This is a genomic window from Microbacterium trichothecenolyticum, assembly GCF_041938625.1.
In the GTDB taxonomy this organism is placed as follows: domain Bacteria; phylum Actinomycetota; class Actinomycetes; order Actinomycetales; family Microbacteriaceae; genus Microbacterium; species Microbacterium trichothecenolyticum_D.
Genome location: NZ_CP169427.1, coordinates 3,630,546 through 3,656,531, shown reverse-complemented (window position 1 = coordinate 3,656,531; position 25,986 = coordinate 3,630,546). Strand labels below are relative to the sequence as shown.

Here is a 25,986-nt window from a genome sequence, read left to right as displayed (position 1 = left end):
GTGCGGCTGCGGGTCAGACCGTGCCGTAGAGGCGGTCGCCGGCGTCGCCGAGACCGGGCACGATGTAGCCGTGCTCGTTGAGGCGCTCGTCGATCGCACCGAGCACGAGAGTCACGTCACGGCCGGCGACCTGCTTCTCGATCGCGGCGACGCCTTCGGGCGCGCCGAGGATGCAGATCGCGGTGACGTCCTGCGCGCCGCGGTCGAACAGGAAGTCGATGGCCGCACCCAGCGAGCCGCCGGTGGCGAGCATCGGATCGAGCACGAAGCACTGGCGGTCGCTGAGGTCGTCGGGCAGGCGCTCGGCGTAGGTCGACGGCTCGAGCGTCTCGTGATCGCGGACCATGCCCAGGAAGCCGACCTCGGCGGTCGGGATGAGCTTGACCATGCCCTCGAGCATGCCGAGCCCGGCACGGAGGATGGGCACGACGAGCGGGCGCGGGTCGTCGATGCGGACGCCGGTCGTCGTCGTCACGGGCGTCTGGATCTCGATCGGCGCCACGCGGACGCTGCGGGTCGCCTCGTAGGCGAGCAGTGTCACGAGCTCTTCGGTGAGCTGGCGGAACACCGGCGACGGGGTGCGCTGGTCGCGCAGCACCGTGAGCTTGTGGGTGATGAGGGGGTGGTCGGCGACGTGCAGGCGCATAGAGACAGGTTAGTGCGTCGCGGTGCCGGAACCCGGGGCGACTTCTGCCCGGGCGGCTACGCTCGTGCGTGTGCTTCCCGCCCCCGCCGACCTCGCCGCCATGGATCGCGCGCTCGAGCTCGCCGCGTCGGCGGGTGAGGCGGGTGACGTGCCGGTCGGGGCGGTGGTGACGGATGCTGCGGGCGCGGTGATCGGCGAGGGGCGGAACCTCCGCGAGCTCGAGCACGATCCCACCGCGCATGCCGAGGTGGTCGCCCTGCGCGCGGCGGCGGCGGCCCGCGGGAGCTGGAACCTCGAGGGCTGCACGCTCGTCGTGACCCTCGAGCCGTGCGTGATGTGCGCGGGCGCCGTGCTCCAGTCGCGCATCTCGCGGCTCGTCTTCGGCGCCTGGGACGAGAAGGCCGGCGCCGCCGGATCGATGTACGACGTCGTGCGCGATCGGCGTCTGCCTTATCGGGCCGAGGTCGTCGCGGGCGTGCGCGAGGACGCAGCATCCGCTCTGCTGCGAAGCTTCTTCGACGCCCGCCGCTGATTCGACTGGTCCTGACGCGCATCGGGACCGTCGGTGCGCGGGCGTGCTCGAGTGTCGGTGATGATCGTCGCGCGCCAGCTGTCGGGCGGGCGCGTCCTCGTCAGAAGGGTGCCTCTGCGCCCAGTGCATCGTCGAGATCAGAACGTGCCGGGGGCCGAACGGTGAACGTCGGCACCTTGCGCTCGGGCTGCACGACGTACCGGCGCCCCGTCGGAGACGTCCACGCCACGGCTCCGCCCGAGCCTTCGATCTGCCGGACCTGCCAGTCGGTGTTGTCTTTGACGAGGTGGTGGCCTTTGCAGAACGGCAGGGTGTTGTCCAGGGCGGTTTCGCCGCCGTCGTCCCATCGGATCTGATGGTCGATCTCACACCGGGAGGCGGGCATCGAGCAGCCGGGGCCCATGCATCGGTCGGCGCGCCATCTGACGAGTCTCTTCAACGGGGCCGGCGGGGGGGTAGCTGTCGCGGCCGACGGAGAGCACGATGCCGGTCTCGGGGTGGGTGAGCACCCGTATCCACCGGGCGTCGCCGCCGCACAGCTCGCGGGCCTTCGACAGCGGAATCGGACCAATGCCTTCGACGACCGGCGGGTCACCGGCGTCGGCGTACCCGTCGTCGAGCAGCGACAGCGCGGGAACCGTGACCACAACCTGCGCCCGGATGCCGGACGCCGCCGCGGGGAGGTGGTCGGTGGTGCCGTCGATAAGGAGGTCGGTCGCGACGTCGGCGCGCAACTGGTCGAGGGTGCGGGTCTCACCTTCAGCGCTCGCGATCGTCTTCGCCATCTGCGTCAGCCGACCGTGGATCGCGTGGATCTCCACCTCGGGCGCGAAGATCCACAGCCCGGCCATGCCATCCCGCCCAGGTTCGACGACGATGCGTCGCGCGCGGAGCGCGCGCTGGTGCCGCTCTTCCAGGGTCGTCGCCTGGGCGGTGTCGATCAGCGTCCGCAGCGCCCGCCGGAAGGTGCCCACCGGTTCCGATTCGGCCAGCGGCACCGCGCGTTCGAGCAGCATCTCGCGTAACTCCGGCGGCGCCTCGTCAAGCAGATCCGCGATGATCTCGGCGTGCTTCTCGGTGAGGCGACCCGACCCCAGCGCCTCCAACGCCGCCGGGTAGCGCCGCACCAGCGCTTCGGCCTGCGCGATCAGACGCCCCGCGGCGTACTCGGTGACACGCATCGCCGCCGCCAGCTCGAGACGGATCGACCGCTCCACGATGTCCCGCACCCCGTCACCTCGGCCGTCGGCCTCCCGCAGCAGCTCCCGCCGCATCAGGTCGATCCGCGTCAGTCGCTGCGCCGCGAACACCGACATCATCGTCGCGGTCTCCACGACCAGATCCACCGCATCCGGCACCGGCGGCACGAACTCTTCCTCCGCCCCGAACACCCACATGCCATCCTCGCTCTCGGGCGGAGGAGGCGTCTCGGACATGAGTCCACAATAGAACAAACATTCGAAACTCGCAATCGCCAGATGTTTGATTCGCCTGTCCCGAGGTCGCGTTTCTCAGCGGCCAAGCGACCGTGAGCGACTACCTCGGCGAGGCCGAGCCCGCTGCAGATACGGGGGAGAGCCCCTCGTCATCGGGGGGACAGCACCCTGCTGGCAGCCTCGGCCGCGGGCCTAGCGTGACGGCCATGACCCGCCTCATCGAACCTGTCCGGACCGCTCCCGCCGTCCCACGGCCGGGCGGCGTCCGCTCCCGCATCGGCTGGACGTTCGTCCTGCTGACGGCGCTCGCGATCGTCGCGTACTCCGCCGTGCCCTACTTCACCGCGTCACTGGCGGACCTCGCCGGGCAGGATGTGGGGCTCGCGCCGACGTACGCGGCTGCGCATCCGTTCGTGCAGGGGGCGCTGTACGTGCACATCGTCGGCGGCGCGGTGGCGCTCGCCAGCGGACCGCTGCAGTTCTGGCGGGGCCTGCGCACCCGCGCGCCGCGCGTGCACCGCTGGATCGGACGCGTGTACCTGGTCGCGGTCGCGATCGGGGCCGTCGGCGGTCTGATCATCGCGCCGTCGAGTCCCGCCGGCTACGTCGGGTTCTTCGGGTTCGGCGCGCTCGCTGTGCTGTGGCTGATCACGGGCTGGCGCGCGTACCGTGCGATCCGCCGCCGCGACGTGCCGAGCCACCAGTCCTGGATGATCCGCAATTACGCGCTGACGTACTCCGGCGTCATGCTGCGCATCTGGCTGCCGCTGCTGCTGATGGCCCCGCTGGTGCTCGGGCAGCCGTGGGAGCTCGACTCGGCCTTCGCGAACGCCTACGGCGCAGTGCCGTTCCTGTGCTGGCTCCCCAACCTCGTGTTCGCCGAGTGGCTCATCCGTCGCCGCGGCCTGCCCTCGTACCGCCTGCCCGTCTGAGGTCGATCGCGGTTCCGTCAGACGCCGACCCGGCGGTACTCGAGTCCGCCCACGAGAAGATCGACGCCGAACGCGAACTCGGCCTCCGGAGCGTCGTCCTGCCGCAGCGCCACGGATGCGTCCGCGTCGTTGTGCACGCCCAGCTGGCGATACTGCTGCCGTTGCTGCTCGTGCAGGACCTGACCGAGCACGAAGTGGAGCAGGGCAGATGTCGCCCGCCGGACGGACTCGTCGTCGAATCCGCCGGCGGCGATCGCGGCGGCCAGGCGATCGTGCGCCCCCCGCGATCCCAGTCCGAGTGCGAACGTGCTCGCGACGAGCTCCGCACCGTCGCGGTGTGCCAGCAGTGCTCGGCGCAGCGCGGAGGCTTCCGCACGGACCCGAGACGTCCACTCCGGATCAGCCGATCCGGAGTCGACCTCGGCGATGATCCGGTCGGAGAGTTCTGCAAGCAGGCTCTGCTTGTTGGGGAAGTGCCAGTAGAGGGCGCTGGGCTGCACCTCGAGCGCGGCGGCGAGCCGGCGCATCGTCAGGTCGGGGAGGCCGTACGCGTCGAGGATCGTCATCGCGGCCCGCGCGACCTCGTCGCGGGTGTGACCCCGATTTGCTCGCGCCGTCCCCATGAGCCCACTATATTGAACACCGTTCTAGTGAACGGTGTTCAGGTAGCAGCACTCCTCGGCAGAAGGGACCTCGTCCGATGGCCACGCCCCCCGCTTCCTCGCTCGACCGACCGGCGCACGTGAGCGCACTCGATGCGACCGCTCTGGCGCGCGTCGCCGTGTTCGCCGCGATCATCGCCGTGCTGGGACTGCCCGGCGGGTTCTCGATCCTGGGGGCGGTGCCGATCACGGCGCAGACTCTCGGCGTGATGCTCGCGGGGGCCATCCTCGGCCCCTGGCTGGGTGCGCTGTCCGTCACCGTGCTGCTCGGTCTGGTCGCGGTGGGCATGCCGCTGCTGGCCGGAGGGCGCGGCGGGATCGGGGTGTTCTTCGGGCCGTCCGCCGGGTACCTCATCGGGTGGATCGCCGGAGCGATCGTGATCGGGCTCATCGTCCACGCCGGTGGCCGCAAGCCCACGACCTGGCGCACGCTGCTCGGGATCGTGACCGGTGGCATCCTCGTCGTCTACGCCTTCGGCATTCCCGTGCAGAGCCTCGTGACGCGTCTCCCGCTGGGAGAGACCGCGCTGACCAGTCTGGTTTTCGTGCCCGGCGACCTGGTGAAGGCCGTGCTGGCCACGGCCATCGTGGTCACGCTGGTCCGCGCCTACCCGCGGGCGTTCCGCCGGACCTGGCGGACGAAGCCCGCCGCTGCGGGCGACAGCGATCCCGCCATCGTGCCGTGATCATCCCGCTCGACGGCGACGCGTCCGATCTGCTCGAGCGCGTGCGCGCGGTGCGCGCTGCGGGCGACGTCCCGCTCGTGGGCGATTCCCGCTGGCCGCACGCGCAGCGGGACGCCGTCTTCGCCGCAGCCGAACGGGCCGGCTCGCCCGAGGGGATCGCGTGGGCCACGCTCACCTCGGGATCGAGCGGCCGGCCACGCCTCGTGCTGCGCACCGGGTCCTCGTGGGAGGACTCCTTCGCCACGATCGTGGAGCTTCTCGACGCGGGGCCCCCGGGCGCGATCGCCCTTCCCGTGCCTCCGTCCTCCTCGCTCACGCTGTTCTCGATCGCCCACGCGCTGGCGGGCGGTCCGCGCCCGGTGCTCGGCGCCGTCGGAGACGCGGGCGTCGCCTGCCTGCACGGCACCCCGCAGACGCTCCGGGCGGTGCTCGATGCGGGCGCCCCGCCGCAGCTGCGGACGGCGCTCGTCGGCGGCTCGCACCTGGACGCCGGACTTCGCGAGCGGGCGGAGGCCGCCGGCATCCGTGTCGTCTCCTACTACGGTGCGGCCGAGCTGTCGTTCGTGGCGGTCGACCGCGGCGACGGATTGCGTGCGTTCCCGGGCGTGGAGCTGGACGTCCGCGACGGCGAGCTGTGGGTGCGGTCGCCGTTCGTCGCTCACGGGTATGCGGGGGCGGAGGGTCCGCTGCGACGCGACGGCGAGTGGGCGACGGTCGGCGACCGCGCCGAGCTCGTCGACGGCCGACTGCGGCTGCGCGGACGCGCGGATGACGCGATCCTGAGCGCGTCCGCGACGATCGTGCCCGAAGAGGTCGAGGAGGCGCTGCGCACCGTCCCCGGCGTCCGCGATGCGATCGTGTTCGGGCTCCCCCGCGATCGTGTCGGGGCGCTCGTCGCCGCGTTCGTCGAGCTCGACGACGGCGACCCGGCCGCCGATCTCCGCGAGATCGTCGCGACGCGGCTGGCGCCGGCGCACCGCCCGCGCCAGTGGTTCGCCGGCGAGCTGCCGCGCACCGCGTCGGGCAAGCCGGCGCGCGCCGAAGCGGTGCGCCGGGCCGTGGACGGGGAGGTGGCGCGCCTTGCCGTCTGACCGCGATCCCGTGCTCATCGCCGCCCGCCGCACGCCCATCGGCACGCGTGGCCGAGCCCTCGCCGGACTGGGCGTGGGTGACCTCGGCGCCGCCGTGATCCGCGCGGCGCTGACCGACGCGGCAGCGGTGACCGCAGCGTCGGTCGAGGTGGCCGACGTCCTGCTCGGCAACTGCATGGGCCCGGGCGGCAACCCCGGGCGGATCGCCGCGCTCGCGGCCGGGCTCGGCCCTGATGTTCCTGGTGGCACGGTCGACCGGCAATGCGGCAGCGGCCTCGCCGCCGTGCTGGACGCGGTGGCGGCGATCCGCGCGGGCGACGAGCGGATGCGGGTGGCCGGGGGCGTCGAGAGCCCCTCCACTGCACCGGTGCGGATCGCGGACGGCGTCGCGTACGACCGTGCCCCGTTCGCGCCCGCCGGCTTCCCCGATCCCGACATGACCCGCGCGGCCGAGGACCTCGCGGTGCACGACCGCATCCCGCGGAGCCGGCAGGACGCGCACGCGGCGCGGAGCCACACGCGGGCGCGTGTCGCCCTCGACACCGGACGCTTCGATGCCGAACTCGTGCCGCTCGCGGGGCTCGGGCACGACGACGCGATCGGCGGCGCCGTGCGACTGCTGCCGCGACTGCCCGCCCTCTTCCCCGGCGGAACCGTGACCGCCGGCACCTCGACGCGCATCGGCGACGGCGCCGCAGCGGTGGTCGTCGCTCCGTCCGGGACAGGCCCCGGGCTCGCGGTGCGCGCGGCCGCGGTAGTGGGCTGCGACCCCGCGCTTCCGGGCATCGGTGCGGCACCCGGCATCCACTCCGCTCTCCGTTCTGCGGGCGCGACCGTCGCCGACGTCGACGCGTTCGAGATCGTGGAGGCGTTCGCGGCGCAGAGCCTCGCCGTGCTCGACCGGATCGGGGTCGACGAAGACGATCCACGGGTGTGCGCGGAGGGCGGCGCGCTCGCCCTCGGTCATCCGTGGGGCGCGAGCGGAGCGGTTTCCCTGGTGCGGCTGTTCAGTCGGCTCGTGCGCGCCGGCCGGCCGGCGGGCACGCTCGGCGTCGCCGCCGCCTCGGTCGGCGGTGGGCTGGGGATCGCCGCGGTCGTCGAGGTGGTGCGATGACGATCCGACTGGACGCCGTGGACCTGCGCCTCGGCGAGACCGACGTACTCCGGGACGTGTCTGTCGACCTCACCGCGCGCACGATCGCGGTCATCGGCGAGAACGGCTCGGGCAAGTCGACGTTCGCCCGCCTGCTCGGCGGACTCGCGCGGCCCACCAGCGGCTCGATCAGCATCTTCGGGCTCGACGCCGGCAGGCATGCGGCGGAACTGCGACGCCGCACAGCGCTCGTGTTCAGCAACCCCGACGCGCAGATCGTCATGCCCACGGTCGCGGAGGACGTCGCGTTCTCGCTCCGCGCCGACCAAATGCCGGCGCCGGAGGTCCGCGAGCGGGTGGCGGCGGCTCTCGAGCGGTTCGGCCTCACGCCGCTCGCGGAGCGATCCGCGCACGACCTCTCGGGCGGACAGAAGCAGCTGCTCGCACTCTGCGGCGCATTCGTGCGCCGCCCCGATCTCGTGATCGCCGACGAGCCGACGGCCTACCTCGACGCGCGGAACGCGCGGCTCGTCGCCGACCACCTCTTCGAGGATCAGGGCCACCGGCTGCTCCTCGTGACTCACGACTTGGCCCTCGCACAGCGCTGCGAGCACGCGGTGCTCTTCTCCGAGGGCCGGGTCGCGGCGGTGGGCGAGCCGGCGGCGGTCGTCGCCGAGTACGAGACGACCCTGCGATGCTGACGCTGTACCGCCCCGGCGACAGCTGGCTCTACCGGATGCCCGCCGGCCCCAAGACGCTGCTGCTCCTCGTGGTGATGCTCGGGGTGCTGGTCATGCCGGCGGCCTGGTGGACGGTGGGCGCGGCCGCCGCGATCAGCGTCGTCGCGTACGCGGTGGCGGGGCTCGGCGACGGCCGCCGCGGGATGCGCGAACTCGGGCGGCAGCTGTTCGCGATCCGCTGGGTGCTCGTCATCACGATCGCGGGGCAGCTGCTCTTCCTCGGCCCGGAGGCCGCGGCCGCCAACACCGCCCGGGTCGCCGCGTCCCTCGTCCTCGCGGGTCTCCTGGTCCTCACCACGCGTGTCAGCGACCTCCTCGCTGCGTTCGAGAGGGGACTTCGGCCGCTCGGGCGCATCGGTGTCGACGCCGAGCGGGCCGCGCTGCTGCTGACCGTGACGCTCGGCACCGTTCCCGTGCTCGCCCGGCTCGCGGGCGAGGTGCGCGACGCCCAACGCGCCCGGGGGGCACGAGCGAGCCTGCGCACGTTCGTTGTGCCGTTCCTCGTCGTCTCCCTCAAGCACGCCGACCAGCTCGGCGACGCGCTCGCCGCCCGGGGGCTGCGATGAACCCGCAGCGTCCGCGCGTGCGCGGGCCCGTCGTCGACGCCGAGACCCGCTGCATCCACTACTCGACGCCCCGGGACATCATCGCGATCAAGTTCTCCTGCTGCGGCGAGTTCTACCCCTGCCACCTCTGCCACGAGGAGGCCGCCGGTCATCCGGCCGAGCAGTGGCCCGCAGCATCCGATCACGAACACGCCATCCTCTGCGGCTCCTGCGGACGCCTCCTGACCATCGGCGAGTACGCGCAGGCGAACGCGTGCCCGTCGTGCGCGGCGCCGTTCAACCCCGGCTGCAAGCTCCACTGGGAGCTGTATTTCTCAGGCTGACGCCGGGGCCGTCAGCGGGGGAGGTGGGGGAGCACCTCGCCGAGGTACTCGACGTGCGAGACGTCCTGCAGGTCCATGAGCTGGAAGTAGACGCGCTGGGCGCCGATCGCGACCAGGCGCTCGACCTTCGCGACGATCTCGTCGCGGGTGCCGACGATGTTCACGTCGCCGCGCAGTTCGTCCACGGTGCGGCCGAGGTTCTCGGCACGGCGGTCGAGTTCCGACACGGATGCCCCGGCCAGCGTCGGCAGCGCCACAGAGAGCTTGAGCGACTCGGGGTCGCGACCGAGGCGCGCGCACGCGGCGCGCACGCCGGCGAACTTCTCGGCGGACTCCGCCTCGGACCGGAACCCGATGTTGAACTCCGTCGCGTACCGGGCGGCGAGCTCGGGCGTGCGCTTCGGGCCGCCCCCGCCCACGATGACAGGGACCTGGGACTGCACCGGCTTCGGCAGGGCCGGGGCATCCGTCAGCCGATAGTGCTCACCCGCGAAGCTGTAGGTCTCGCTCACGGGGGTCGACCACAGGCCGTTCACGATCGCGAGCTGCTCCTCGAGGAGGCCGAACCGCTTGGCCGGGAACGGGATGCCGTAGGCCTCGTGCTCGCGGCCGAACCAGCCGGTGCCGAGGCCGAGCTCGGCGCGGCCGCCCGACATCGCGTCGACCTGCGCGACCTGGATCGCGAGGAGCCCGGGCACGCGGTACGTCACCGACGAGACGAGGGTGCCGAGTCGGATGCGGGATGTCTCGCGGGCGAGTCCCGCCAGCGTCGTCCAGGCGTCGGTGGGGCCGGGAAGCCCATCGCCGTCGCCCATGTGCAGGTAGTGGTCGGAGCGGAAGAAGCCGTCGAAGCCGAGGCGCTCCGCCGCCTGCGCGAAGGCGAGCTGATCGTCGTAGCTCGCGCCCTGCTGGGGCTCGGTGAAGATGCAGTATTCCATGGTGGTCGCTGAGCCTGTCGAATCGTCAGTCGGCCGACTTGATGACGAACTCCGCCGTGGAAGGAGTCGGGTCGTCGCCGGGCCGGTAGATGTCGGGCTCGAAGTAGATGATGCGCGCGGTCGGCACGGCCTTTCGCACGCGCGCCTCGATGCGGTCGATGTCGGAGGCGACGTGCGCGAGCGGCGCGTCCGACGCGAACCCGAGCTTGGCGGCGACGAGCAGCTCGTCGGGGCCGAGGTAGAGCGTCTTGATGTGGATGATCTTCTCGACCTCGGGCCCGTCGTTGATGGCGTCGACGATGCGGTCGTGGTCGGCGTCCGTCGCGCCCTCGCCGACGAGGAGGCTCTTCGTCTCGATGCCGAGGGTGATCGCCACGAGGATCAGCAGCGTGCCGATCATGAGCGTGCCGATCGCGTCGAACACGGAGTTGTGCGTGATCACCGTCAGGCCGACGCCGAACAGCGCAAACACGAGGCCGGTGAGCGCCGCGATGTCTTCGAGCAGCACCACCGGCAGCTCGGGGGCCTTCGCGTGCCGCACGAACGAGACCCACGACTGGCCCTTGGCCCGAACATGGTTGCTCTCCTTGACGGCCGTGCGCAGCGAGAACGACTCGAGCACGATCGCGACGACGAGCACGGTGATCGGGATCCACGCGTTCTCGAGCTCGTGCGGGTGCGTGAGCTTGTCGATGCCCTCGTAGATCGAGAACAGGCCACCGACCGAGAAAAGGATGATCGAGACGACGAACGCGTACACGTACCGCTCGCGGCCGTAGCCGAAGGGGTGCTCGCGGTCGGCCTTCTTCTTCGCCTGCCGCCCGCCGAGCATCAGCAGCAGCTGGTTGCCCGAGTCGGCGACCGAGTGGATCGCCTCGGCGAGCATCGACGCCGACCCCGACAGGAACCACGCGATGAACTTCGCCAGGGCGATGCCCATGTTCGCCAGGAACGCCGCGAGGATCGCCTTGCCGCCGCCGGAAGCACTCATGCGGATGAGTCTACGGATGCTGCGACCCCGCGTTTCGCGCGGGTCGCGGGCGTGATGGGCCCGGTCTCAGTCGGACGAGCGCAGGATGATCGCCTCGGTCGGCGGAACGGGATTATGCGGGTGCCCGACGTACCCGATCACCTCGAGCAGCGCGTGGCGGAACTCGGCCGGGCGTTCGAGGTGCGGGGTGTGGCCCGTCTCGGGGAGATCGATCTCGGTCACCTCTCCGCCGGCCTCGGAATAGCGCGCCAGGACGTCGCGCATCTGCGCCACCATCTCCTGCGGCGGCGCGATGTCCTCGCCCGGCCAGCCGGGGACGATTCCGAGCTTGCCCAGGTTGTTCAGGTCGTAGAGCGACGCGTCCGACACGATCAGGTCGAGGGCGCCGTGGATCCACAGGATCGGGGGCTTCTCGGGCAGGTCGACGATGCCCGACACGTCGTGGTGCCCAGGCGCCAGCGTGTTGAGCACGCCGATCGTGCCGGCGGCGAATCCCGGCCAGTTCTCGCTCGCGATCGAGTCTCCCGGGTAGTTGCCGGTCGCCGTCGAGGTCGAGAGCATCGACTCGACCCAGATGTCCTCGTGCGCGGTCTGGTAGCCGGGGGCGACGTAGTGGGCGCGGAAGACGTTGCGGGGCGACGTCGGGGCATCCGCCGATTCGTCGTGGTCGATGAGCCGCTGCACGAAGTCGGGGTTCCCCGCCCCGCCGCCGGTGCCGGCGTCGTCGTCGGTGAGCCGCGTGCCGTCGCGACGTGTGCCGCCGAAGCCGTAGGGCGACACCGGCGCTTCCAGCGTGAGGCTCAGCACGGGGTGGTCGAGCGCGTACTGCATGACGACCGCGGCGCCGAGCGACCAGCCGACGAGATGAGCGATCGGGATGCCGAGGGCCTCCAGCGTCGCGTGCACGTCGTCGCTGAAATCCCGCACGCCGCGTGTCGCGTCGATCGGGGCGTGCTCGGTGCCGCCGTAGCCGCGGAGGTCGATCGCGATCACCCGGAGATCGTGGGGGAGGTCCTCCATCAGCTCCTGCCAGAAGAGGGACGAGGAGGCGTTCCCATGGATGAGCACCACCGTGCGATCGGGCGGCGTGCTCGGGTCGTCCGCGACGCGCTCCAGCACGTTCACCGACAGGTCGGGCGTCTCGACGATGCGTGCGGCGATGCCGTCGAAGAGGGTCATTCCGGGTGCCTCCCACGTCCTGCGGAAGCCCCTGCGCCCCCGCCCACTCACGAGAATAGACCGGCCGCCCGACCTTGTGAATCAGCTTTCATGTTCCGGATGCTGCGGGGCCGCGGCATCCGTGTCATTCCGCCGTGGATGGCGGGGTCTGGCCGGTGTAGAACGCATACGTGTTGTCGGCTGCTCGCCGGGCGGCGGCGGGATCCGCGCCGTCGGCGGCGTGCGCGGCACCCCACGCATCGGCGGCACCGCGGTAGAACGCGCGGCCCTCATCGGTGAAAGCCCACGCCTCGGCGTCTTCGGGCTTCGGTCCGCCGCCGCCGGTGAGGTGAAGGCCGAGTCCGAGCAGTCCGCCGTCCCAGCCGACGCCGGTGGCACCGGGGCCGTAGAGGTCCCAGAACTCGGCGGGCACGTCGTCGGTGCGGGCGATGTGCTCCAGTTCGAAGCGGGTCGCCTCGCCAGGCTCGGCGGTGAGCCGCACCGTGAGCCACGTCACCCCGCCGCCGTACTCCCACGTCGCCTTGTAGTGCGCGGCGCCGCCTTCGGGAGGGGCGCACTCCTGGATCTCGCCGCCGGCGTTGCCCTCGATCTGGTAGCGACCGCCGACCATGAGCTCGCCCGAGATGGGCTGGAACCATCGGGCGATCCGGTCCGCGCTGGTGACGGCGTCCCACACGTCGTCGATGGGTGACGGATACGTCTGCGCGAGCGTCTGCACGTGCGACGGGAAGCCGTCGACCTCTTCGCTCGCGATCTCGCGCGTCACCGCGGCGAGCTGGCTCTGTACGTCGACCATGTCATTCCTCCTGAGGATCGGTCGTGTCGGATTCTTCGGTATCGGAGTCGGGGGTACGGGTCTCGGCATCCGCCTGTTCGGCCGCGAGGCGGCGGGCGCGGCGTCCGCGCGCGAGCTCGGTGCCGAGGGCGTCGAGGTGCGGCTGCCAGAACCGCCGGAAAGGGTCGAACCAGGCCGCCGCGTTCTCGAGCGGGTCGGGGGCGATCGCGTAGAGGCGCCGGACGCCTTCCGGGCGCACGGTCGCGAAGCCGGACTCTCGCAGCACTCGCAGGTGCTGCGAGACGGCGGGCTGCGAGATGCCGAATTCGCGCTGCACGTCCTCGCCGATCTCGCCGGCGCTGCGCTCGCCCTCCGCCAGGAGTTCGAGGATGCGCCGGCGCACCGGGTCACCGAGGATGTCGAGTGCGTGCACGATCCAATGATTGCGCCGCCGCTTATATAAGTCAAGACCGATATCAGTCTTCGCGTGTTGCCGTTTCAGGACGGATGGCCTCGGGGTGCGGCGCGAGTCGCGTCTGTGCGGGGGGCGGCGCACGCCGTGACGGCAACCATCCTGAGTGGCGAACCGGGGCGGCTCGTAGGATCGGACCATGGCTGCAGACACCCCCGACCTCCCGCCCATCGCCATCCTCGGCGCCGGCTCGATGGGTGGTGCGATCGCCCGCGGCCTCTCGCGTTCCGGGCTCGCGGCAGGCGGAGTGACGACGACGAACCGCTCCCTCGCGAAGGCAGCGGAGCTCGGCGGTCTCGCGAGCGTGACGAGCATCGCGCTCGAGACGGATCCGACGGGGAACACGGATGCTGCGGCCGCGGCCCACGTCGTGCTCGTCGGCGTCAAGCCGGTCATGGTGCCGGACCTGCTGCGCGAGATCGCTCCTGCGCTGCAGCCCGGCTCCATCGTGGTGAGCCTCGCCGCGGGCGTCACGATCGCGACGTTCGAGGAGATCCTGGGCGACGGGGTCACCGTGCTGCGCTCGATGCCGAACACCCCCGCGCTCGTCGGTCGCGGTGTCACGGGTCTCGCGGCCGGTTCGCACGCCGACGAGGATGCGGTCGCCACGGTTCGCCGGCTGTTCGAGACGGTCGGCACCGTCATCGAAGTGCCGGAGTCGCAGATCGACGCCCTGTCCACGATCTCGGGGTCGGGCCCGGCCTATTTCTTCCTGCTCGTGGAGGAGTTCACCAAGGCCGCGGTCGGCAAGGGGTTCGCCCCGTCGGAGGCGCGGCTCATGGCCGAGCAGACCTTCATCGGCGCCGCGGCGCTGCTCGAGGCGTCCGATGACGACCCAGCGGAGCTGCGCCGACGCGTGACCAGCCCGAAGGGCACCACCGAGCGCGCCATCGCCGTGCTGCAGGAGGCGCGCCTCGACGGCGTGTTCGCCGAGGCGACGGATGCAGCCCTCGCCCGCGCGAAGGAGCTCGCGGCGGGAGCCTGAGGCTCAGCTCGCCTTCGACCGATCCATGTACCACTCGGTGAACGCGTCCGCGCGGCCGTCGTCGGCCAGCGTCACCACCCAGAGGTTGCTGTAGCTGCGGCCCGACGTGTAGGTCGTCTCGCCCTGGATGAAGGCGAGCCGGCCGTCGACGCCGATCACGCGGCCCTCGAAGCTCCAGGACCCGGGTTCGTCCTGCCGTTCGAGCCACGACGCCACGATGGCGTCCTGCCCGCGCAGCGGGTCGCCCCACGGTTCGTACCGGTACTCGGCGTCGTCGCTGAAGATGGCGCGGATATCGTCGGCGTCGTTGGACGCCCAGGCCCGGCGATAGCCGTCGAGCCAGCGTTGGGCACCCGCGACGATGCTCTCTCGATCGCTCATGCCGCCAGTCTGCCTCCGCCCGCCGACATCCGCGCGGGGGGCCGTGGCGGATCAGCGCTCGAGCGACGCGAAGCGCTCGATGTCGGAGTTCGTGCCCGACACGATGATGAGGTCGTGGTTGGTGACCACGGTGTTCGCCTCGGCGTAGCGGAAGGGCTTCCCCGGGCTCTTCACGCCCACGACGGTCACGTTGTACTTCGTGCGCACGCCCGACTCGTTGAGGCCGACGCCGCGGATGAACTTCGGGGGGTAGAGCTTCGCGAGCGCGAAGTCGTCGTCGAACCGGATGAAGTCGAGCATGCGACCGCTGACGAGGTGCGCGACGCGCTCGCCCGCCTCGCGCTCGGGGTAGATGACGTGGTTCGCTCCGACGCGGGCGAGGATCTTGCCGTGCGACTGCGAGACCGCCTTCGCCCAGATCTGCGGCACCTTCAGATCGACGAGGTTGGCGGTGATGAGGACGGATGCCTCGATCGACGAGCCGACCGCGACCACGGCGACCGAGAAGTCCTGGGCGCCGATCTGCTTCAGTGCGTCGATGTTGCGGGCGTCGGCCTGGACGGTGTGGGTGACCCGCTCGGACCACTTCTGCACGAGGTCGAGGTTGTCGTCGATGGCGAGCACCTCGCGGTCGAGCCGGTCGAGCTCACCCGCGCAGGCGGCGCCGAAGCGCCCGAGTCCGATCACGAGAACGGGCGCATCGCCCCTCATCCGCTCAACCAACGATCGGCCTTTCCACCGGCAGCGAGTAAAGCTGCGATCGGGATGACGCGGCCACCGCCGCGGCGAGTGTCACTGTACCAACGCGACCCATGACGATCGTGATGGCCAGGACGTAGATGGCGGGATCGGGCAGCTCCGCCGTGAGGCCCGTCGACAGGCCCACGGTCGCGAAGCCCGAGATCACGTCGAAGAGCACGTCGCCGAGATCGGCCTTCGTGATCTGCGTGATGATGATCGTCGAGATCGCGACGATCGTCGATCCCCACGCGACGACCGACAGCGCGACGCGCAGCACGTCGCTCGGGATGCGGCGACCGAACACCTGGTTCGACGCGCGGCCCTTCGCCTCGGAGATGACCGCGAGCGCGATGACCGCGAGGGTCGTGACCTTGATGCCGCCCGCAGTCGACGCCGAGCCGCCGCCGACGAACATGAGCATGCACGCGACGAGCAGGCTGGACTGATTGAGCTCGCCGATGTCGAGGATCGCGAAGCCGCCGGATCTCGTCATCGCCGACAGGAAGAACGCCTGGAACGTCGTATCCCACGCGTCGTTGGTGCCGAGCGTGAGCAGGTTGTCATACTCGAGGACGAGGAACACCACGCCGCCGAGGAAGAACAGGGTCACGGTCGTGATGATGGTGAGCTTCGCGTGCAGCGACCACCGCCGTACCCGCCAGCGCTGCCGGAGGAGCGTGTAGATGACGGGGAAGCCGATGGAGCCCAGGAACACGCCCGCCATGAGCACGGTGAGGAAGAAGTAGTCGTGACGAAAGGGCACCAGTCCCTCGGCGTTGGGCGTGAAGCCGGTGTTGGTGAACGACATCGCCGCGAAGTACGGCGCCTCCCAGAGCGCGACGTGCCACGGGACGCCCGCGACGATCAGGCCGGGGTATAGGAGGATCGCGATGATCGTCTCGATCACCAGCGTCGACAGCGCGACCGTCGCCAGCAGGCTGCCGATCTGGCCCAGCTGCACCGTCTGCCCCTCGTTGACCGGCCCGCCGTGGGTGCGCAGCGGATTCGAGTCGCTCGCGGCGATGAGCTTCGCCCGCAGACCGAGTCGCCGCGAGATCACGAGGCCCAGGATCGACGCGAGCGTCAGCACGCCGAGGGCACCGATCTGGACGCCGATGAACACCAGCACGTGGCCGAATGGCGACCAATGCGTCGCCATGTCGACGGTGGCGAGTCCGGTGACGCAGATCGTCGACACGGCCGTGAAGAAGGCGTCGGCGAAGGGAGTGACCTGACCGTTCGCCGCCGCGAGCGGAAGCGAGAACAGCCCCGTGAACACGAGGATCAGGGACAGGAAGATGATGATCGCGAACCGGGCGGGTGAGCGCTGGGTCAGGTCGCGGAAGAACTCCATGAACCCGTGGCCGATGGCGCGCAGAGCGCCCATGCCTGAGACGGGGGCGGCGCGCCTGCCATCCGTCATGCGGGGTTCCTCCTGGTGCGAACGGTCCTCGTGCGGGCGGCCCGGCGGTCTCGCTCATGGTACTCCGCTGGGCTCCCGACTAATCTGAGCACATGGCGGACATCTTCGACGTGATCGCGGACGGAACGCGTCGCGACATCCTGCGACTGCTGCTCGATCGATCCACCGCCGGAGAGCGCGGCACCAGCGTGTCGCACATCGTGACCGAGCTGGGCGCCAGTCAGCCGACGGTCTCGAAGCACCTCAAGGTGCTGCGCGACGCGCACCTCGTCTCGGTGCGCGAAGAGGGCCAGCACCGCTACTACAGCCTCTCGGCCGCACCCCTCGACGAGGTCGACGACTGGCTCGTGCCCTTCCTCGACGACGACAGCGCCATCGACGGCGACGGCCTCGCCGCCGCACTGCCCGATTCCGCGGCGCACGCGGCCGAGGTCGTGGGCCGCGCCGCCGCCTCCGCGAAGCACGCCCTCGAGAGCGCCTTCAAGCGCCTCCCCGGACGCTGACATGTGGAGACGGATGCTGCGGGCCGCAGCATCCGTCTCCCCCGCGGTGTGCGCTACCGGCGGCCGGCCTTGCGGCGGAACAGCCACCCGCCCCACGCGAACGAGATCGCGAGGATGACGAGGCACCAGCCGATCGCCCACCACCCGGCTTCGCCCATCGGCGTGCCCATCAGCAGGCTGCGGAGCGCCTCGATGATCGGCGTCACCGGCTGGTACTCGGCCACCCGTTGCAGCCATTCGGGCATCGTCGTGACGGGCACGAACGCACTCGACAGGTACGGCAGGAACAGGATGATGAACCCGTAGCCGTTCGCCGCTTCGGGGCTTCCCGCGGCGAGCCCGATGGCGGCGAAGAGATACGTGATCGTCAGGATGTACAGCGCGATCAGCGCGACGGCGCCGATCCAGCCCCAGACGTCGGCCGTCGGGCGGAACCCGACCAGCAGCGCGACGCCGATCACCACGGCGGTGGCGAGCAGGTTGCGCAGCAGGCTCGCCACCACGTGCCCGGTGAGGACGGCGCTCGCCCGCAGCGGCATCGTGCGGAACCGGTCGATGATGCCGGCCTTCATGTCGTTCGCGACGTACACCGCCGTCGAGGCGGCGCCGAAGCCGGCGCACAGGAGGATGATGCCCGGCACGACGTAGTTCACGTACCCGCCCGAGGGATCGATGGCGCCGCCGAAGACGTATGTGAACAGCACCATGAGCAGGACCGGCAGCATGATCGCCATGAGCAGCGACTCTCCGTCCCGCAGGGAGTGCAGCAGGCTTCGGCCGACGAAGACGCGCTCGGCGGTCAGGCCCGAGATGCGCGGGCGCAGGGTCGGCGCAGGGGCGATGGCGGTCATGCGGGCTCCTTGACGGTTTCGGCCGACGTGGCGCGGCGGGCGCCGCGGCCGTCGGGGGAGGTGAGGGCGAGGAAGACGTCGTCGAGGCTCGGGCGCCGGAGCGTCACGACCCCCTCGGCGCCGGACTCGTCGAGGAGGTCGAGTGCACGCCGCACTCCCGACACGGAGCCGTCGGTCGGCACCTGGCGCAGGAGCACCCCGTGCGCATCATGCAGTTCGACGGCGTCGCCGCCGATGCGCGCCTTCAGCTGCCCGGCCGTTCCGGCGGCGACGACCCGGCCGTCGTCGAGCACGGCGATGCGGTCGGCGAGCTGGTCGGCTTCCTCGAGGTACTGCGTGGTGAGGAAGACAGTGGTGCCCGCGTCGGCGAGCGACCGGATAACGCCCCACAGCTCGCGGCGACTGCGGGTGTCCAGGCCCGTCGTCGGCTCGTCGAGGAAGAGGATCTCGGGGGCGACCACGAAGCTCAGGGCGAGGTCGAGGCGTCGGCGCATGCCGCCCGAGTAGGCGCCGACGCGACGGCTGGCGGCATCAGTCAACCCGAAGCGTTCGAGCAGCTCGGCGGCACGCGCGCGGGCGGTCCGCCGCGACAGGCCCGAAAGCCGCCCGAGCATGACGAGGTTCTCGGTGCCCGTGAGCGCGTCGTCGACGGCGGCGGACTGGCCGGTGAGGCTGATCCGCCGCTTGACCTGCTCGGGGTCGCGAACGACGTCGATGCCGGCGACGGTGGCGATGCCGGCGTCGGGGCGGACGAGCGTGGTGAGCACGTTGATGGTCGTGGTCTTGCCGGCGCCATTCGGGCCCAGCAGTGCGAAGACCTCGCCCCGCGCGACCTCGAGGTCGAGTCCGTCGAGGACCTGCTGGCGGCCGAAGGCTTTGCGCAGGCCTTCGACGACGATGACCGGCGGTGCGGTGCGGTCGGGCATGGGACATCCTTCCGAGTGACCGTGTAGGGGAGAAACTGTTTATGGCAGTAACTGTTTATGACGCTAACACACTGTTTATGGAATAAACAGTCCTAGACTGACGCCATGACCGATGCAGCCGAACCCGAGCTTCCGCGGGGCATCGCCCTCGCCTGGGGCGTGGCGGCCAACCCGCAGCGCGGCCCCAAGCGCGAGATGAGCGTCGAGCGCATCGTGGAGGCGGCGGTGGAGATCGCGGATGCCGAGGGCCTCGGCGCCGTGTCGATGGCCGCTGTGGCGGCGCGCCTGGGCTTCACGCCGATGTCGCTCTACCGCTACGTCAACGCGAAGGAGGACCTCATCCTGCTGATGCAGGAGGAGGCCACCGGCGCCCCCTCCGAAGCCACCCGGACCGCCGGGGGATGGCGGGAGCGCCTCGAAGCGCTGTACCGCGAGCAGCTGCACCACTACCTGACGCACCCGTGGGTGCTCGACGTGCCCATCTCCGGTGTGCCCGCGACCCCCAACACTGCCGCGTGGATGGATGCGGGTCTCAGCGCGCTCGCCGACACCGGCCTCACGTACACCGAGCGCCTCGCGGTGATGCTGCTCGTCACCGGGACCGCCCACTGGGCCGGAACGGTCCTCGCCGGGTACGCGCGCATGGAGCGCGAACGGGGCGTGGACGGCGACGCCATCAGCCGCAGCGAGGACGCACTGTTCCGCACGCTCATCACGGCCGACGCCTACCCGGAGCTCCGCGCCGCGATCGAGGCGGGGGCGTTCCTCGACGACTCCGATCCGTTCTCCTTCGCGCTCGCGCGGGGGCTCGAGGGGGTCAGCGACTACATCGCCGCGACGGCGGAGGGCCGCCGGGAGCGGCCGCGGTCGTGGGTCGTGCCCGACGACGCCGACATCGCCGACGACAAGAAGTTCCGCGAGGCGCGCAAGGCGGTGCGCGAGGCCGAGAAGGCGCTGCGCGACGCGCACAAGCTCGAGCGGCAGGCCGCGCGCGAGGCGCGCGAGCGCCGCGCTCGACAGCGGCCGGCCGAGTGATGCCTCACCGGCACCACGCGTCACGTGATTCACACCAGTCTCTGTGTTTACACGCGGGTCGCGCGCGTTCTAGAGTGACTGCAGTACTTCTGGGGAAGGGGAATCGACATGGCTGAACTGCCGGACGTGCGCTTCCTCACGGTGGCCGAGGTCGCCGAGTTGATGCGCGTCTCGAAGATGACGGTCTACCGCCTCGTGCACTCGGGCGAGCTGCCCGCGGTGCGCTTCGGGCGCAGCTATCGCGTGCCGGAGTCCGCGGTCACCGAAGCCCTGCAACGGCCGATCGCCGACGTCGGCTAGACTGTTCCGAGGCATTTTTCCTTTTGCCCCGTTCCCGGGCGCGGCGAGACCGCGTCCAGACCCCGATCTAGTGAGGTTTCCGTGGGTTCTGTCATCAAGAAGCGCCGCAAGCGCATGGCGAAGAAGAAGCACCGCAAGCTGCTTCGCAAGACTCGCCACCAGCGCCGCAACAAGAAGTAAGCGGCATCCGCACCAAGCGCCTGTCTCCGGACGGGCGCTTCGTGTATCCCTGCTCCCACCGGCAGAGCCCGCGACCCGAGAGGCCGTCATGAAGTCCATCACCGTCCAGCAGCTGCGCGACCGCGTCGACACCCCGCTCATCGACGTCCGCGAGGTCGATGAGTTCGCCGCGGGCCACGTGCCCGGCGCCGTCAACATCCCGATGTCGGCGATCGGCGGCCGCCTCGACGAACTGCCCGACGGCGCGTTCGACGTCATCTGCGCGATCGGCGGCCGGTCCGGCCGCGTGGTCGAGGCCCTCGAGGCACGCGGCTACGACGTGACCAACGTCGACGGCGGCACCAACGAGTGGGTCGCGGCCGGCTACCCGGTCGAGGCGTGACCACCCGCGTGAGAACCGTCACCCTCATCGGCAAGCCCGACTGCCACTTGTGCGACGTCGCACGTGAGGTCGTCGAGACCGTCGTGGCAGAGCTGCCCGAGGATTCGGTCGACGTCGAGGAGCTCTCGATCGCCGACGACCCCTCCCTCTACGCGCAGTGGTGGGAGAAGATCCCCGTCGTGCTCATCGACGGCGAGCTGCACGGCCACTGGCGCGTGTCGCCCGACCGCCTGCGCGCGGCGCTGACCGCCTGATTCCGGTACGGCACGCGGCACGTGATGAGCAGCAGAGAACGGATGCCGCGGGCCGCGGCATCCGTCACCTCCGGGCTCAAGGGGCGAGGCGCGTAGGGCCTCTGAAGAGATACGTGACCTCGCGGATCGAGTCCTGGCCGAGCAGCAGCATGAGCACACGCGCGAGGCCCATGCCGAACCCGCCGTGGGGCGGGGCGCCGTAGCGGAAGAAGTCGAAGTAGAAGTCGAGGTGCTCGGCCCCCAGCCCCTTCTCCTTCGCCTGCTCGATCAGCACGTCGACGCGGTGCTCGCGCTGTGCGCCCGTCGTGATCTCGACGCCCTTGAAGAGGAGGTCGTACGACTTGGTCAGCCCGGTCTCCTCGTCGCGCATGTGGTAGAACGCGCGGATCTCGGGGTGGTAGTCGGTGATGAAGACGAACTGGTGGCCGTAGGTCTCCTCGACGTATGCGGAGATCTGGCGCTCGCCCTCGGGGTCGAGGTCGCCGTCCGTACGGGGGATCTCGTAGCCGCGGCTCTTGACGATCTCGCGCGCCTCGGCCAGCGGGATCCGCGGGAACGGGATCGCGGGCACCTGCACCTCGAGGCCGAAGAGCTCCTCGATCTCGGCGCCGTGCTTGTCCTTCACGGCCTGGAACGCGGTCTGCAGGAGCTCCTCCTGCATCGCGGCGACGTCCTCGTGAGAGTCGATCCAGCTGATCTCGGCGTCGATCGACGTGAACTCGGTCGCGTGACGGCTCGTGAAGGAGGGATCGGCGCGGAAGGCGGGCGCGATCTCGAAGATCTTGCCGAAGCCTGCGACCTGGGCCATCTGCTTGAAGAACTGCGGCGACTGCGCGAGATACGCGGTCTTGTCTTCGAAGTACGGGACCTCGAACAGCTCGGCGTTGGACTCGGATGCCGACGCCATGAGCTTGGGGGAGTGGACCTCGATGTAATCGCGCTCGATCCAGTAGGTGCGCATGGCGTGCTCGAGGGTCGTCTGCACGCGGAATATGAGGTTGTTGCGGCGCTGGCGCAGGTCGAGGAAGCGCCAGTCCATGCGCTTGTCGAGACCCGAGTCCGCGGCGATCGGCGTCTCGGGCAGCGCTGCGGCAGCGATGTCCAGCGTGGTGATCTTGATCTCGACGCCGCCGAGCTTCACGCGCTCGTCGTGCTTGAGCTCGCCGGTCACGGTCAGGAAGGTGCCGGTGGCGAGGTTGGAGATGAGGTCCGTGAGGGCCAGGGCCGCAGCATCCTGTTCCGTGCCGTCGTCTGCCGGACGGGTTGCGGGGTTCACCAGCTGCACCGCGCCGGATTCATCCCGGAGGATGACGAACTGCACCTTCTTCTGATCGCGGACGGTCTCGACCCACCCGGAGACGGAGACGGGGCCGTCGGCGAGACCCTGCAGCTGCTTGACGAGGACGCGTTGACTCACGAGCGACAAGTCTAGGTGACGCGCCGCGTGCGCCTTCTCGCCGAAATCCGCGCCCACCGCTACCATGCGGGCATGACCACGCCGGAACCCGAGCAGCCCGCACCGGCAGGGACGGCGCCGGCACCGCCTCTCTATCCCGGGGGCCCGGCATACAGTGCGCCGGACGAAGACGCTCCGCCCGCCAAGCGGCCGGTCAAGGTTCTCGACGTCGTCATCACGATCGTGCTGCTCGTCGCCGACGGCGTGCTCGCGGGCCTCGCCTCGGTCACGGGCATGTTCCTCGTGATGGCGTCGGATCCGTGCGGGAACCTCACGTGCGACGGCAGCCTGATCGCGATCGGCTGGATGATGGGCATGATCCTGCCGTGGGTCGCGTTCGCGATCACCGTGGTGGTCGCCGTCATCCTCATGGTCAAGCGGCGCCTCGCCTTCTGGGTGCCGCTCGCCGGGGCCGTGCTCATCGTGCTGTCGCTCCTGCTCGCCTTCGTCGTCACCGCCGCAGGCGTACCAAGCTCGGGCGCCTGACGCAGCGCACTCCAACGCGCTTCATCGGCTTCCGGGGGTCTGCACCCGGGAATCGTTCATCATCGCCCCGTAGCGTGGACGACGTCGCGCCGAAGAGTCGCGGCCGCCGCCACGAGAATGCCACCGACGGACGGGGATCCGACGAATGACGACTGCGACGACGACCGACGGCTCCTGGATCACCGCTCTCGCGGACTGGGCCGTCTCGCTGATGGACGTGATCGGACCCGCGGGAGCAGGCATCGCGATAGCGATGGAGAACCTCTTCCCGCCGCTGCCGAGCGAGGTCATCCTGCCGATGGCGGGGCTCGCGGCCAGCCGCGGATCGTTCTCGCTGGTCGAGGCCCTGGTGTGGACCACCGTCGGATCGATCGCCGGCGCCCTCCTCCTCTACGGCCTCGGCGCGTGGCTCGGGATCGCACGGCTGCGCGCCATCGCGACCAAGGTGCCGTTGCTGCACCCGGAAGACATCGACCGCACCGTCGCATGGTTCGGGCGTCACGGCGGAAAGGCGGTGTTCTTCGGGCGCATGATCCCGATCTTCCGGAGCCTCATCTCGATCCCCGCGGGCATCACCCGCATGCCGGTGTGGCGGTTCACGCTGCTGACCGCGGCGGGAAGCCTGGTGTGGAACTCGATCTTCGTCTTCTCGGGCTTCTTCCTCGGGGAGTCCTGGCACATCGTCGAGCGGTACGCCGACATCCTGCAGTACGTCGTCATCGCGGCCGCCGTGATCGGCGTGGCGTGGTTCCTCTATGTGCGGGTCCGCGCGCTGCTCGAGTCCCGCGGCACCTCCGGCGGTCCCGAGCCCGAGCTCGACTGAGGCGCCCCCGCCGAACCTGGGAGAACGCTCAGCCGGTCCACAGAAGACCCCCACGTAGACTGGGCCGGTGCCCGCAGCTCGCCTCCATCTTGTGCGCCACGGGGAGGTCCACAACCCTGCCCGCGTGCTCTACGGGCGACTCCCGGGGTACGGGCTGAGCGCCGACGGCCGCCACATGGCGCGGCAGGCCGCCGAGTACATCCAGTCGCTCGACCGTCCCGTGTCGGCGCTCGTGTGCTCGCCGCTGCAGCGCACGCAGGAGTCGGCCGAGCCGTTCACCGAGCTCTTCGGCCTCCGGCCGGTCCTCGATGAGCGGGTCATCGAGCCGACCAACGTCTTCGAGGGCAAGCGCATGGCACGGGCCCTCCTCAACCCGTGGAACTGGCAGCATCTGCGCAAGCCCGCGCTGCCGAGCTGGGGCGAGCCGTACGCGGACGTCGTGGGCCGCATGAATTCGGCGATGACGCACGCATGGGATGCTGCGGACTCGGGCGACGTCGTCATCGTGTCGCATCAGCTCCCGATCTGGATCACCCACCTCGCGGTCGCCGGGCTTCCGCTCCGGCACGACCCCCGCGCGCGACGCTGCGCGCTGTCGAGCGTGACGAGCTTCGACATGGTCGACGGCACCTGGACCGAGACCGCCTACGCCGAACCGGCGTCGACGGCCGGCGCGGTGGATGTGGGGGCGGTATGAGTCAGCGGTTCCAGAAGGTGCGGGCCGCAGCATCCGCTCTCCTCGTCGTCGGGCTGATCGCCGGACTCGCCGCGTGCACGAGCGACCCCCTCGCCGAGCAGTACCGCTCGGGTGACAACAAGGGCTTCGTCGCGGCCGACGGCTTCCGCGTGGTCGAGATCCCGGCCGAAGACCGCACCGAGCCGGTCGAGTTCGAGGGTGTGCTCGACACGGGCGGCTCGACCTCGAGCGCCGACTATGCCGGCGAGGTGCTCGTCGTGAACTTCTGGTACGCGGGGTGCGCCCCGTGCCGCGTCGAGGCTCCCGAGCTGGCCGCGGTCGACGCGCAGTTCCAGGACCAGGGCGTCTCGTTCCTCGGGGTGAACCTGTACGACGGCGCCGCGGCGTCGCAGGCGTTCGCCGAGAAGTACGGGGTGGAGTACCCCAGCGCCCTGGCGATCGAGGACGGCTCGATCAAGCTCGCCTTCGCGGGCGAGACCCCGCTCAACGCCGTGCCCGTCACGATCGTGCTCGACAAGCAGGGCCGCGTCGCCGCGCGCCTGGTCGGCCAGATCGAAGAGGCCTCGATCCTCGAGACGATCGTGCGCGACACCCTGGAGGAGTCGTGAACCTCGGCGCCCTCGTCGCCGACGGATCGCTCCTGATCGCCATCCCGATCGCGATCCTCGCCGGCGCCATCTCATTCCTCTCGCCGTGCGTGCTGCCGCTCGTTCCGGGGTATCTCGGGTTCATCGGCGGCGCGGTGTCGCCGCGGCCGGCGACGGCGGTCGGAACGGATGCTGCGGCCCGGGGCTCGTCAAGCGCTCGAGGCGTTTCCACTCTGCGTTTCGACTCGCAGGCTCGCTCAACGAACGCGTTCCTCGCTCGCTCAACGAGCGGTGGGCAAAGCACGGACGCAGGAGTACCGGCGCGCGGGCGCCTCGTGCTCGGCGTGCTCCTCTTCATCGCCGGTTTCACCGTGGTCTTCGTCAGCATGGCGATGCTCGGCGGAACGCTGGGCCGGTTCCTTCTCGAGTACCAGGACCTCATCACGCGCATCCTCGGCGTCGTCATCATCGCGATGGGCTTCGTCTTCATCGGGTGGTTCGGCCTGGCGCAGCGCATCTCGCGTCCTCAGGTGCGGGGCAACCTCGGGCTGATCGGCGCGCCGCTGTTGGGCATCGCGCTCGGCATCGGCTGGGCGCCCTGCATCGGCCCGACCCTCGCCGTGATCCTGACGATGGCCTTCGACTCCGGCTCCGCCGCGCGCGCGGCGCTGCTGGGCGTCGCATACTCGCTGGGCCTCGGCATCCCGTTCCTCCTGCTCACGCTGGGATTCGGGTGGGCGACCCGCTCGGTGTCGTTCGTCAGGCGCCACATCCGCGTCGTGAACATCATCGGCGGGGTCCTGCTCATCGTCCTGGGCCTTCTCATGGTGACCGGCGTCTGGACCACTGTGATGGCCCAGCTCCAGGGGGTGTTCGCCAGTGTCCCGGCCCCGCTCTGACGCTCCGGAAGGTTC

At 70.6% G+C, this 25,986-nt stretch carries 35 protein-coding genes; 20 read left to right on the top strand and 15 right to left on the bottom strand.

Going from position 1 to position 25,986, the window contains the following annotated elements:
* Positions 1 to 13 precede the first annotated feature (13 nt).
* Positions 14 to 646 (bottom strand): uracil phosphoribosyltransferase, encoded by a 633-nt coding sequence (gene upp, locus ACEYYH_RS17050; protein ID WP_374975497.1) that lies wholly within the window; start codon positions 644 to 646, stop codon positions 14 to 16.
* Positions 647 to 746: 100 nt separating this feature from the next.
* Between upp and ACEYYH_RS17045 the strand changes: the two genes are divergently transcribed.
* Positions 747 to 1,178, top strand: a complete 432-nt coding sequence (locus ACEYYH_RS17045) for a nucleoside deaminase (protein WP_374978251.1) — start codon at positions 747 to 749, stop codon at positions 1,176 to 1,178.
* 100 nt (positions 1,179 to 1,278) lie between these two features.
* Here the strand turns inward: ACEYYH_RS17045 and ACEYYH_RS17040 are convergent, their stop codons facing one another.
* A complete protein-coding gene (locus tag ACEYYH_RS17040) occupies positions 1,279 to 1,563 on the bottom strand; it encodes an HNH endonuclease signature motif containing protein (RefSeq protein ID WP_374975496.1) in 285 nt (94 codons plus the stop codon).
* Positions 1,544 to 2,488, bottom strand: coding sequence for a DUF222 domain-containing protein (locus ACEYYH_RS17035; RefSeq protein WP_374975495.1), 945 nt, complete (start codon positions 2,486 to 2,488; stop codon positions 1,544 to 1,546). Before ACEYYH_RS17035 ends, ACEYYH_RS17040 begins: the two co-directional genes overlap by 20 nt.
* A 332-nt stretch (positions 2,489 to 2,820) precedes the next feature.
* Between ACEYYH_RS17035 and ACEYYH_RS17030 the strand changes: the two genes are divergently transcribed.
* Complete coding sequence (locus tag ACEYYH_RS17030; protein ID WP_374975494.1) at positions 2,821 to 3,546, top strand: DUF2306 domain-containing protein; 726 nt, start codon at positions 2,821 to 2,823, stop codon at positions 3,544 to 3,546.
* Between the two features lie 17 nt (positions 3,547 to 3,563).
* Here ACEYYH_RS17030 and ACEYYH_RS17025 read toward each other — a convergent pair whose 3' ends face one another.
* A complete protein-coding gene (locus ACEYYH_RS17025) occupies positions 3,564 to 4,169 on the bottom strand; it encodes a TetR/AcrR family transcriptional regulator C-terminal domain-containing protein (RefSeq protein ID WP_374975493.1) in 606 nt (201 codons plus the stop codon).
* Positions 4,170 to 4,246: 77 nt separating this feature from the next.
* Here ACEYYH_RS17025 and ACEYYH_RS17020 point away from each other — a divergent pair, with 77 nt between their 5' ends.
* The 6 genes from ACEYYH_RS17020 to ACEYYH_RS16995 are packed head-to-tail and all read left to right on the top strand — an operon-like array spanning position 4,247 to position 8,707.
* Entirely contained in the window at positions 4,247 to 4,894 is a 648-nt protein-coding gene (locus ACEYYH_RS17020) for a biotin transporter BioY (protein WP_374975492.1), read from the top strand.
* Positions 4,891 to 5,985: a class I adenylate-forming enzyme family protein gene (locus ACEYYH_RS17015; RefSeq protein ID WP_374975491.1), complete on the top strand. Its 1,095-nt coding sequence runs from the start codon at positions 4,891 to 4,893 to the stop codon at positions 5,983 to 5,985. The genes ACEYYH_RS17020 and ACEYYH_RS17015 overlap by 4 nt, the downstream gene beginning before the upstream one ends.
* Complete coding sequence (locus ACEYYH_RS17010) at positions 5,975 to 7,099, top strand: thiolase family protein (RefSeq protein ID WP_374975490.1); 1,125 nt, start codon at positions 5,975 to 5,977, stop codon at positions 7,097 to 7,099. Before ACEYYH_RS17015 ends, ACEYYH_RS17010 begins: the two co-directional genes overlap by 11 nt.
* Positions 7,096 to 7,779 carry an energy-coupling factor ABC transporter ATP-binding protein gene (locus tag ACEYYH_RS17005; protein ID WP_374975489.1) on the top strand — a complete coding sequence of 228 codons (684 nt, stop codon included), beginning with the start codon at positions 7,096 to 7,098 and terminating at the stop codon, positions 7,777 to 7,779. Before ACEYYH_RS17010 ends, ACEYYH_RS17005 begins: the two co-directional genes overlap by 4 nt.
* Positions 7,773 to 8,384: a CbiQ family ECF transporter T component gene (locus tag ACEYYH_RS17000; RefSeq protein WP_374975488.1), complete on the top strand. Its 612-nt coding sequence runs from the start codon at positions 7,773 to 7,775 to the stop codon at positions 8,382 to 8,384. Before ACEYYH_RS17005 ends, ACEYYH_RS17000 begins: the two co-directional genes overlap by 7 nt.
* Before the next feature lie 17 nt (positions 8,385 to 8,401).
* Entirely contained in the window at positions 8,402 to 8,707 is a 306-nt protein-coding gene (locus tag ACEYYH_RS16995; protein ID WP_374975487.1) for a CHY zinc finger protein, read from the top strand.
* 11 nt (positions 8,708 to 8,718) lie between these two features.
* Here the strand turns inward: ACEYYH_RS16995 and ACEYYH_RS16990 are convergent, their stop codons facing one another.
* The 5 genes from ACEYYH_RS16990 to ACEYYH_RS16970 form a co-directional block, all read right to left on the bottom strand.
* The gene (locus ACEYYH_RS16990; protein ID WP_374975486.1) at positions 8,719 to 9,645 is read right to left on the bottom strand and encodes an LLM class F420-dependent oxidoreductase; all 927 of its coding nucleotides are present in this window, start codon (positions 9,643 to 9,645) and stop codon (positions 8,719 to 8,721) included.
* Positions 9,646 to 9,670: 25 nt separating this feature from the next.
* Positions 9,671 to 10,636, bottom strand: coding sequence for a cation diffusion facilitator family transporter (locus ACEYYH_RS16985; RefSeq protein WP_374975485.1), 966 nt, complete (start codon positions 10,634 to 10,636; stop codon positions 9,671 to 9,673).
* Positions 10,637 to 10,702: 66 nt separating this feature from the next.
* Positions 10,703 to 11,815, bottom strand: coding sequence for an alpha/beta hydrolase (locus tag ACEYYH_RS16980; RefSeq protein ID WP_374975484.1), 1,113 nt, complete (start codon positions 11,813 to 11,815; stop codon positions 10,703 to 10,705).
* A 124-nt stretch (positions 11,816 to 11,939) separates the two neighbouring features.
* On the bottom strand, positions 11,940 to 12,611 hold the full coding sequence (locus ACEYYH_RS16975; protein ID WP_374975483.1) for an SRPBCC domain-containing protein: 672 nt from the start codon (positions 12,609 to 12,611) through the stop codon (positions 11,940 to 11,942).
* Between the two features lies 1 nt (position 12,612).
* Positions 12,613 to 13,023, bottom strand: a complete 411-nt coding sequence (locus ACEYYH_RS16970) for an ArsR/SmtB family transcription factor (RefSeq protein ID WP_374975482.1) — start codon at positions 13,021 to 13,023, stop codon at positions 12,613 to 12,615.
* Between the two features lie 178 nt (positions 13,024 to 13,201).
* On the opposite strand from ACEYYH_RS16970, the gene proC reads away from it, so the two are divergent.
* Positions 13,202 to 14,047, top strand: coding sequence for a pyrroline-5-carboxylate reductase (gene proC / locus ACEYYH_RS16965; RefSeq protein ID WP_374975481.1), 846 nt, complete (start codon positions 13,202 to 13,204; stop codon positions 14,045 to 14,047).
* 3 nt (positions 14,048 to 14,050) lie between these two features.
* Here proC and ACEYYH_RS16960 read toward each other — a convergent pair whose 3' ends face one another.
* The 3 genes from ACEYYH_RS16960 to ACEYYH_RS16950 are packed head-to-tail and all read right to left on the bottom strand — an operon-like array spanning position 14,051 to position 16,556.
* A complete protein-coding gene (locus tag ACEYYH_RS16960) occupies positions 14,051 to 14,428 on the bottom strand; it encodes a YybH family protein (protein ID WP_374975480.1) in 378 nt (125 codons plus the stop codon).
* A gap of 51 nt (positions 14,429 to 14,479) precedes the next feature.
* Positions 14,480 to 15,139: a TrkA family potassium uptake protein gene (locus tag ACEYYH_RS16955; protein ID WP_374226639.1), complete on the bottom strand. Its 660-nt coding sequence runs from the start codon at positions 15,137 to 15,139 to the stop codon at positions 14,480 to 14,482.
* A gap of 4 nt (positions 15,140 to 15,143) precedes the next feature.
* Positions 15,144 to 16,556, bottom strand: a complete 1,413-nt coding sequence (locus ACEYYH_RS16950) for a TrkH family potassium uptake protein (protein WP_374978250.1) — start codon at positions 16,554 to 16,556, stop codon at positions 15,144 to 15,146.
* A gap of 128 nt (positions 16,557 to 16,684) precedes the next feature.
* Between ACEYYH_RS16950 and ACEYYH_RS16945 the strand changes: the two genes are divergently transcribed.
* Complete coding sequence (locus ACEYYH_RS16945; RefSeq protein WP_374975479.1) at positions 16,685 to 17,095, top strand: ArsR/SmtB family transcription factor; 411 nt, start codon at positions 16,685 to 16,687, stop codon at positions 17,093 to 17,095.
* A 53-nt stretch (positions 17,096 to 17,148) separates the two neighbouring features.
* On the opposite strand, the gene ACEYYH_RS16940 is transcribed toward ACEYYH_RS16945, so the two are convergent.
* Positions 17,149 to 17,946, bottom strand: a complete 798-nt coding sequence (locus ACEYYH_RS16940; protein ID WP_374975478.1) for an ABC transporter permease — start codon at positions 17,944 to 17,946, stop codon at positions 17,149 to 17,151.
* The gene (locus tag ACEYYH_RS16935; protein WP_374975477.1) at positions 17,943 to 18,872 is read right to left on the bottom strand and encodes an ATP-binding cassette domain-containing protein; all 930 of its coding nucleotides are present in this window, start codon (positions 18,870 to 18,872) and stop codon (positions 17,943 to 17,945) included. Before ACEYYH_RS16935 ends, ACEYYH_RS16940 begins: the two co-directional genes overlap by 4 nt.
* Before the next feature lie 105 nt (positions 18,873 to 18,977).
* Here ACEYYH_RS16935 and ACEYYH_RS16930 point away from each other — a divergent pair, with 105 nt between their 5' ends.
* The 5 genes from ACEYYH_RS16930 (at position 18,978) to ACEYYH_RS16910 (ending at position 21,023) form a co-directional block, all read left to right on the top strand.
* The gene (locus ACEYYH_RS16930; RefSeq protein WP_374975476.1) at positions 18,978 to 19,907 is read left to right on the top strand and encodes a TetR/AcrR family transcriptional regulator; all 930 of its coding nucleotides are present in this window, start codon (positions 18,978 to 18,980) and stop codon (positions 19,905 to 19,907) included.
* 108 nt (positions 19,908 to 20,015) lie between these two features.
* Complete coding sequence (locus tag ACEYYH_RS16925; RefSeq protein WP_019182077.1) at positions 20,016 to 20,207, top strand: helix-turn-helix domain-containing protein; 192 nt, start codon at positions 20,016 to 20,018, stop codon at positions 20,205 to 20,207.
* Positions 20,208 to 20,288: 81 nt separating this feature from the next.
* Entirely contained in the window at positions 20,289 to 20,387 is a 99-nt protein-coding gene (locus ACEYYH_RS16920) for a 30S ribosomal protein bS22 (protein ID WP_003792170.1), read from the top strand.
* 88 nt (positions 20,388 to 20,475) lie between these two features.
* Positions 20,476 to 20,769: a rhodanese-like domain-containing protein gene (locus tag ACEYYH_RS16915; protein ID WP_374975475.1), complete on the top strand. Its 294-nt coding sequence runs from the start codon at positions 20,476 to 20,478 to the stop codon at positions 20,767 to 20,769.
* Between the two features lie 8 nt (positions 20,770 to 20,777).
* Positions 20,778 to 21,023 carry a glutaredoxin family protein gene (locus tag ACEYYH_RS16910; protein WP_374975474.1) on the top strand — a complete coding sequence of 82 codons (246 nt, stop codon included), beginning with the start codon at positions 20,778 to 20,780 and terminating at the stop codon, positions 21,021 to 21,023.
* A 76-nt stretch (positions 21,024 to 21,099) separates the two neighbouring features.
* Here the strand turns inward: ACEYYH_RS16910 and aspS are convergent, their stop codons facing one another.
* Positions 21,100 to 22,440: an aspartate--tRNA(Asn) ligase gene (aspS, locus tag ACEYYH_RS16905; RefSeq protein ID WP_374975473.1), complete on the bottom strand. Its 1,341-nt coding sequence runs from the start codon at positions 22,438 to 22,440 to the stop codon at positions 21,100 to 21,102.
* Positions 22,441 to 22,512: 72 nt separating this feature from the next.
* On the opposite strand from aspS, the gene ACEYYH_RS16900 reads away from it, so the two are divergent.
* The 5 genes from ACEYYH_RS16900 to ACEYYH_RS16880 all read left to right on the top strand — a co-directional run bounded on the left by ACEYYH_RS16900 (position 22,513) and on the right by ACEYYH_RS16880 (position 25,971).
* Positions 22,513 to 22,965, top strand: a complete 453-nt coding sequence (locus ACEYYH_RS16900) for a DUF6264 family protein (RefSeq protein WP_374975472.1) — start codon at positions 22,513 to 22,515, stop codon at positions 22,963 to 22,965.
* 145 nt (positions 22,966 to 23,110) lie between these two features.
* Positions 23,111 to 23,788, top strand: coding sequence for a DedA family protein (locus ACEYYH_RS16895; protein WP_374975471.1), 678 nt, complete (start codon positions 23,111 to 23,113; stop codon positions 23,786 to 23,788).
* A gap of 67 nt (positions 23,789 to 23,855) precedes the next feature.
* Positions 23,856 to 24,485: a histidine phosphatase family protein gene (locus tag ACEYYH_RS16890; protein ID WP_374975470.1), complete on the top strand. Its 630-nt coding sequence runs from the start codon at positions 23,856 to 23,858 to the stop codon at positions 24,483 to 24,485.
* Entirely contained in the window at positions 24,482 to 25,093 is a 612-nt protein-coding gene (locus ACEYYH_RS16885) for a TlpA family protein disulfide reductase (protein WP_374975469.1), read from the top strand. The genes ACEYYH_RS16890 and ACEYYH_RS16885 overlap by 4 nt, the downstream gene beginning before the upstream one ends.
* On the top strand, positions 25,090 to 25,971 hold the full coding sequence (locus ACEYYH_RS16880) for a cytochrome c biogenesis CcdA family protein (RefSeq protein WP_374975468.1): 882 nt from the start codon (positions 25,090 to 25,092) through the stop codon (positions 25,969 to 25,971). The genes ACEYYH_RS16885 and ACEYYH_RS16880 overlap by 4 nt, the downstream gene beginning before the upstream one ends.
* The last annotated feature ends 15 nt before the right edge of the window (positions 25,972 to 25,986 follow it).